Source organism: Shigella sp. FC1661 (assembly GCF_001712525.1).
Classification (GTDB): domain Bacteria; phylum Pseudomonadota; class Gammaproteobacteria; order Enterobacterales; family Enterobacteriaceae; genus Escherichia; species Escherichia coli.
Genome location: NZ_MDGW01000251.1, coordinates 1 through 2,623, shown reverse-complemented (window position 1 = coordinate 2,623; position 2,623 = coordinate 1). Strand labels below are relative to the sequence as shown.

The window sequence follows — 2,623 nt, the reverse complement described above, 5'->3', positions numbered from 1 at the left end:
AATAACGCGTAATCATCAGTGCCGCTCAATGTGGCAACTGTTGAAAAAAGTTCGCCATTTTATGGAAACCGTCAGCCCATTCCCCGGAGGCAAACATGGGCTGGCAAAAGTGTAGCGGTATTAAGCGCAGCTATTTAGATTATTGCCGCATTTTCTCCACCACGATCAGAGCCGAAAAAAGATAATTTTTTTCCAACTGCCACCCGGCGTAATGCGTTTTCACCAATGTTACCCCACCTATTGCGGCAAAAGGTAATGTCTTCAATCGATAGAAGTTTCTGGTAATCTACTGGTATTTGAGGTTTTCCATGACTACCGTTACTGTTCATTGTCCGCGCTGTAATTCCGATGAAGTTTATCGACATGGCCGTAGTTGTTCCCGGCATGAGCGTTTCCGTTGTCGCTCATGTAAACGTGTTTTCCAGCTCACTTACTCTTATGAAGCCAGAAAACTCGGCGTTAAGGAGCAGATCGTTGAAATGGCACATAACGGCGCAGGGGGCTGTTATACCGCCAGAACACTGAAAATCGGCATTAATACCGTCATACGGACATTAAAAAGCTCTCGCCCCGGCGGATAACATCTGCGCCAGTCGCTCACGCTGATGTTGCCCTTATCTGTGAACTTGATGAGCAGTGGCGCTTCGTTGGCAGCAAGGCGCAACAACACTGGCCCTGGTATGCGTACAACACTAAAACTGGCGGTGTGTTGGCTTACACTTGCGGGCCACGGAATGATGAGACCTGTCGGGAACTGTTAGCCCTGTTGACTCCGTTCTGTATCGGCATGGTGACCAGCGATGACTGGGGCAGCTACGCCAGAGAAGTGCCGGAGGAGAAACACCTGACCGGCAAAATCTTCACGCAACGTATGAACGTAACAACCTGACCCTCCGCCCCCGCATCAAGCGGCTGGCACGTAAAACAATCTGCTTCTCGCGTTCCGTGGAAATCCACGAAAAAGTCATCGGTTCCTTCATTGAAAAGCACATATTCTAATGATTGGAAGTACTACCCGGCAAAACTCATTCAGTACATTCCAGTGATTCAGGATATAGTTGAACGCCTTTACCATTTCAGCATGGTTTGACAAAGTTTTCCTCTGGAGCTTTATCCAGTCATACAAGGACTTCATTCGCGGCACACATTTCGCCTGCCTTACCGCAAGCCGTTTTTCTGCCGGCCTCCCTCGTATTAAATGTGTATCGTTTTTTTACAGTAATTTTAATTTATCATTCTATAATAGGAATAAATGAGCTTGGCTAAAATATGATGTAAAACAAATATACTTACTCGGATTACATTTCCTTGCTCACTGGAATGTTGAATTCAGTGTTATTATTGACTGCAGTCACAATAAAAAAAGAATTCCATAGAAAACCTCAATAAATAAATTACAACTAACTTCTGTTATGTGTAAAATGGAAACTATTAAAACTTAATATCGGAAATGGTAAGTGAAATTTGTATAAATATACAATTTTAAATATTTATTCTCACAAATATAAGGTTGCCCTAGCATTATGTTCTCTGTAAATAATACACACTCATCAGTTTCTTGCTCCCCCTCTATTAACTCAAACTCAACCAGTAATGAACATTATCTGAGAATCCTGACTGAATGGGAAAAGAACTCTTCTCCCGGGGAAGAGCGAGGCATTGCTTTTAACAGACTCTCCCAGTGCTTTCAGAATCAAGAAGCAGTATTAAATTTATCAGACCTAAATTTGACGTCTCTTCCCGAATTACCAAACCATATTTCTGCTTTGATTGTAGAAAATAATAAATTAACATCATTGCCAAAGCTGCCTGCATTTCTCAAAGAACTTAATGCTGATAATAACAGGCTTTCTGTGATACCAGAACTTCCTGAGTCATTAACAACTTTAAGTGTTCGTTCTAATCAACTGGAAAACCTTCCTGTTTTGCCAAACCATTTAACATCATTATTTGTTGAAAATAACAGGCTATATAACTTACCGGCTCTTCCCGAAAAATTGAAATTTTTACATGTTTATTATAACAGGCTGACAACATTACCCGACTTACCGGATAAACTGGAAATTCTCTGTGCTCAGCGCAATAATCTGGTTACTTTTCCTCAATTTTCTGATAGAAACAATATCAGACAAAAGGAATATTATTTTCATTTTAATCAGATAACCACTCTTCCGGAGAGTTTTTCACAATTAGATTCAAGTTACAGGATTAATATTTCAGGGAATCCATTGTCGACTCGCGTTCTGCAATCCCTGCAAAGATTAACCTCTTCGCCGGACTACCACGGCCCGCAGATTTACTTCTCCATGAGTGACGGACAACAGAATACACTCCATCGCCCCCTGGCTGATGCCGTGACAGCATGGTTCCCGGAAAACAAACAATCTGATGTATCACAGATATGGCATGCTTTTGAACATGAAGAGCACGCCAACACCTTTTCCGCGTTCCTTGACCGCCTTTCCGATACCGTCTCTGCACGCAATACCTCCGGATTCCGTGAACAGGTCGCTGCATGGCTGGAAAAACTCAGTGCCTCTGCGGAGCTTCGACAGCAGTCTTTCGCTGTTGCTGCTGATGCCACTGAGAGCTGTGAGGACCGTGTCGCGCTCACATGGAACAA

5 pseudogenes are annotated in these 2,623 nt (G+C 42.9%); 3 read left to right on the top strand and 2 right to left on the bottom strand.

From position 1 onward, the window contains the following. Nucleotides 1–115, top strand: a pseudogene (locus BFF42_RS14745) (IS630 family transposase); the annotation flags it as partial. A gap of 22 nt (nucleotides 116–137) precedes the next feature. On the opposite strand, the pseudogene BFF42_RS27795 reads toward BFF42_RS14745, so the two are convergent. Continuing rightward, nucleotides 138–251, bottom strand: a pseudogene (locus BFF42_RS27795) (hypothetical protein); the annotation flags it as partial. Between the two features lie 57 nt (nucleotides 252–308). On the opposite strand from BFF42_RS27795, the pseudogene BFF42_RS14735 reads away from it, so the two are divergent. Further along, nucleotides 309–999, top strand: a pseudogene (locus BFF42_RS14735) (IS1 family transposase). Nucleotides 1,000–1,015: 16 nt separating this feature from the next. Here the strand turns inward: BFF42_RS14735 and BFF42_RS14730 are convergent. Next, nucleotides 1,016–1,195, bottom strand: a pseudogene (locus BFF42_RS14730) (IS66 family transposase); the annotation flags it as partial. 328 nt (nucleotides 1,196–1,523) lie between these two features. Between BFF42_RS14730 and ipaH7.8 the strand changes: the two are divergent. Beyond that, nucleotides 1,524–2,623 (top strand): annotated as a pseudogene (ipaH7.8, locus tag BFF42_RS14725) (T3SS effector E3 ubiquitin-protein ligase IpaH7.8); the annotation flags it as partial.